The organism is Psychrobacter sp. JCM 18903, from assembly GCF_000586475.1.
Lineage (GTDB): Bacteria > Pseudomonadota > Gammaproteobacteria > Pseudomonadales > Moraxellaceae > Psychrobacter.
Window position 1 is genome coordinate 1 of sequence record NZ_BAWJ01000054.1, and the last position, 828, is coordinate 828.

At 45.2% G+C, this 828-nt stretch carries 1 pseudogene; it reads right to left on the bottom strand.

Annotation, left to right across the window (positions count from 1 at the left end):
* Positions 1-828 (bottom strand): annotated as a pseudogene (locus tag TT12_RS14985) (hypothetical protein); the annotation flags it as partial.

The window sequence follows — 828 nt, forward strand, 5'->3', positions numbered from 1 at the left end:
ACGTGACTTGTTGGTTGGTATTAAATAACTGACCACCATTGATGGCGTCTTTGCTATTTAGACTGACCGTACCATTAGAAACATTGACGACCTTCTTATTACCCGCATTGACCCCGCTTTTGGTGATGCTTGGACCATTCAAAATGGTCAGACCATTGCTGGTTAACGTGGCATTGGTAGGGTTAAATATGCTTCCACCCGTTACCGTGACACCTGCACCACTAACGGTAGTGACGCCAGTGAGCACGCCGCCAGTGAGAATACCTAGACCATTGACCGTTGTGCCGTTTAATAAGTTGCCAGTGCTAACGCTGCCTGTTGTACCTAGGTTTAAGTTATCATTAAGCTCGACTTCGATTTTGCCATTTTTTACTCGGGTGTCGATGTTGCTGTTAGAGCCAACTACCTCAACGGCTTGTCCCAATGGTTTCTGTACTGTATTACCATCAGCAGCTTTTAGCGCAAAGCCTGAGGTGGATACACCAGTAATGGCACTATTCAAATCACCGATGTTTGCTGCATTGGTTTCTGTTGTGCCACCGCTAGCCACGCCTGAGATGACTTTATCACCTGCGTTGATACCAGTAGATGAGATACTAACGCCGCTATTAAAGCTTGCGCTATCCAGACCTGTTAAGTTGTTGGCTAAGCCAAGTTTGATTCCATCACCCGTTGATAAGCCAGTGGTGGTTAAATTGCTGTCTGTATCAAACTTAATTTCTTCACCCAAGGTGAAGGTTTTTTTGAGAGTGCCGCCGCTACTTGCATCATTCACATTAAACTTGATGCCTTTAGCAATATTGTCAGTGTTGGTGCCAATATTGGTAG